The sequence below is a fragment of the Vibrio sp. CJQ_6 genome (genome assembly GCF_043106745.1).
Classification (GTDB): domain Bacteria; phylum Pseudomonadota; class Gammaproteobacteria; order Enterobacterales; family Vibrionaceae; genus Vibrio; species Vibrio furnissii.
In genome coordinates, this window is sequence record NZ_JBICMV010000005.1 from 1 (window position 1) to 2,551 (window position 2,551).

Annotated in this window: 2 protein-coding genes; both read left to right on the forward strand. The window is 48.6% G+C overall.

Annotated features, from left to right (window positions below; genetic code table 11):
- The first annotated feature begins 209 nt into the window (after positions 1–209).
- The gene (gene istA / locus ACF8PK_RS00585) at positions 210–1,742 is read left to right on the forward strand and encodes an IS21 family transposase (protein ID WP_096070876.1); all 1,533 of its coding nucleotides are present in this window, start codon (positions 210–212) and stop codon (positions 1,740–1,742) included.
- A 10-nt stretch (positions 1,743–1,752) separates the two neighbouring features.
- The gene (gene istB, locus ACF8PK_RS00590) at positions 1,753–2,493 is read left to right on the forward strand and encodes an IS21-like element ISVch3 family helper ATPase IstB (protein ID WP_392439523.1); all 741 of its coding nucleotides are present in this window, start codon (positions 1,753–1,755) and stop codon (positions 2,491–2,493) included.
- The last annotated feature ends 58 nt before the right edge of the window (positions 2,494–2,551 follow it).

Genomic DNA, 2,551 nt, shown 5'->3' on the forward strand with positions numbered 1-2,551 from the left:
ATCAGTCATTTCGGGATTATCCGATCACCCATTTCGGTTTAAACCGATCACTGATTCCGCGATTATCCGATCACTTTTAGCCTAACTCCGAAATCGGTGATCGGAATAGCGAAAACCGCGATCGGAATACCCGAAATCCTTCCTTTTTCTCTTTTAAATCAATAACTCGCTATTCTTTACTTCTTAAACAAGAAGGTAAGGAAGCGATAATGGCCAAAAAGAGAACTCCAATGAACAAAATCAAAGAGGTATTACGCCTTAAGTACGACTGCGGTCTCTCCAATCGTGGTATCGCTTCTTGCTTGAAACTCGGCCCGTCCACCATATCGGAACTCCTGACTCGCTTTAAACAAAGCCAACTTGGCTGGCCTCTACCCGAAAGTTGCAGCGATGCTGATCTCACGCAAGCGCTGTATCACAGCAAGAAAGCCAGTCGCGATAAAGTCATGCCAGACTTCACTCAATACGCAGTCGAACTCAGACGTAAAGGCATGACGAAGATGCTGCTCTGGCAGGAATATCATGAGCAATATCAAGAGCAAGCTTACGCTTACACTCAGTTCTGTGAGCACTTCACTCGCTGGTTCAAAACCCAAAAGCGCAGCATGCGCCAGCTTCATGTTGCGGGTGATAAGCTGTTTATCGACTACTGTGGGCCTAGGCTTCAGGTGGTCAACCCTGACACAGGAGAAGTGCGTGAAGCGGAAGTGTTCGTCGCGACCTTAGGCGCGTCCAATTACACCTATGTTGAAGCCTTCCCGAGCCAAGGTAAGTCCTACTGGTTAGAGGCGCATGCTAATGCGTTCGAACACTTCGGTGGTGTACCACAGCTCTTGGTTCCCGATAATCTACGTAGCGCGGTCACCAAAGCCAATCGTTATGAGCCGAGACTTAACGACAGCTATCAAAAACTAGCTAATCACTATCAAACCGCAGTTATGCCCGCTCGCCCTTACAAACCGAAAGACAAAGCCAAGGCAGAGAATGCAGTGCTCCTAGTGGAACGCTGGATCATGATGCGGCTGCGACACCAAACCTTCCATACCTTCAAGGCGCTGAATCTCGCTATCCGAGAACTCATGAATGAGTTAAACCAACGTGAGATGAAACAGTATGGCGCGAGTCGTCAATCACTGTTCGACAAACTCGATAAGCCTGCGTTAAAGCCCCTCCCCAAACAGCGTTACCTGTATACCGAAACCAAACGAGCTAAGGTTGGGCCTGACTATCACATCGAATATCGCCGCCACTACTACTCGGTGCCACATCAACTTGTTGGTCACCATGTCGAGCTGGAAGCCTCCAACCGCCTGGTGCAGATCTACCATCAAGGTAACTTGGTCGCCCAGCATCCACGTAGCCAAAGAGAGCGCGGAAACAGCACTCAACCAGAGCACATGCCGAGTAATCATCAACATCAGAAGTGGTCGCCTGGACGCTTGCTCAACTGGGGAGCCAATATCGGCCCAGCCACACGAGAAGTCGTCAATAAGATGCTCAACTCCAAGCCTCATCCAGAGCAGTCTTATCGTTCCTGTCTTGGTCTGCTCAATCTGAGCAAAGCCCACGGCGAATCGCGCTTAGAGCAAGCCTGTAAAGATGCCCTGATGCTGACAAAACCTAACTACACCTTCATCAATAATCTGCTGAAGAACAATCGTGAAGGGCAACTTAGCAAAGACAACACGAGCACGCCGAACCTTGTTCATAGCAATGTCCGTGGCCCGAACTGTTATCACTAGGAGAAATGATATGAACGCACTGAATGACCAACTCAAAACCCTTCGCTTGAGCCATGCAGTGAAAGCGTTAGAGCAGCAACAAGAACAACTGAGCACCTACGCAGAGCTGGACTTCGAGGAAAGGCTAAGCCTACTTCTGGAAAGTGAAATCTTGAATCGCAATCAGACAAAAATCCAACGCTTAAAACGACAAGCCAAACTGAGAATGGATGCTCAGCCGAGCCAACTCATCTACAAGGAGGGACGAAATCTCAATCGCAAACAGATGAGCGAACTTCTAACGGGCAGTTATCTACATAAGCACCAGAATATCTTGATCACAGGCCCAACAGGTGCTGGCAAAACGTATCTTGGCTGCGCACTGGCAACCAGTGCCTGCGACCAACAACACACGGTCAGATACTACCGATTAACTCGCCTGCTTGATGACCTGACCGCAGGTCGTCTGGATGGTAGCTATCAAAAGCAACTTCAATCGTTGGCTAAGAAAGCTCTACTAATCCTCGACGACTGGGGGATGGAAAAGCTAACCCAAGAGCATGCAGGTCACTTATTAGAAGTGCTTGAAGATCGTTACCAAAACAGCAGCACGATCGTCATCAGTCAGTTACCTGTAAAGGAGTGGTACAACATGATCGGTAACGCCACTGTCGCAGACGCTCTAATGGATCGGCTGGTACACAATAGTCATCGAATAGAACTAGGAGGTGAGTCGATGAGAAAACTGGCGCAATCCGATCACTTAGAGTAAAAATAGGAAGAGAGAAAAACGGCAGGATCAAGTGATCGGAATAAACCGAAACGAGCGA

Bases quoted from the DNA above. Each gene is read 5' to 3' on its own strand.
- istA (WP_096070876.1), top strand. From the start codon at position 210: ATGGCCAAAAAGAGAACTCCAATGAACAAAATCAAAGAGGTATTACGC.
- istB (WP_392439523.1), top strand. From the start codon at position 1,753: ATGAACGCACTGAATGACCAACTCAAAACCCTTCGCTTGAGCCATGCA.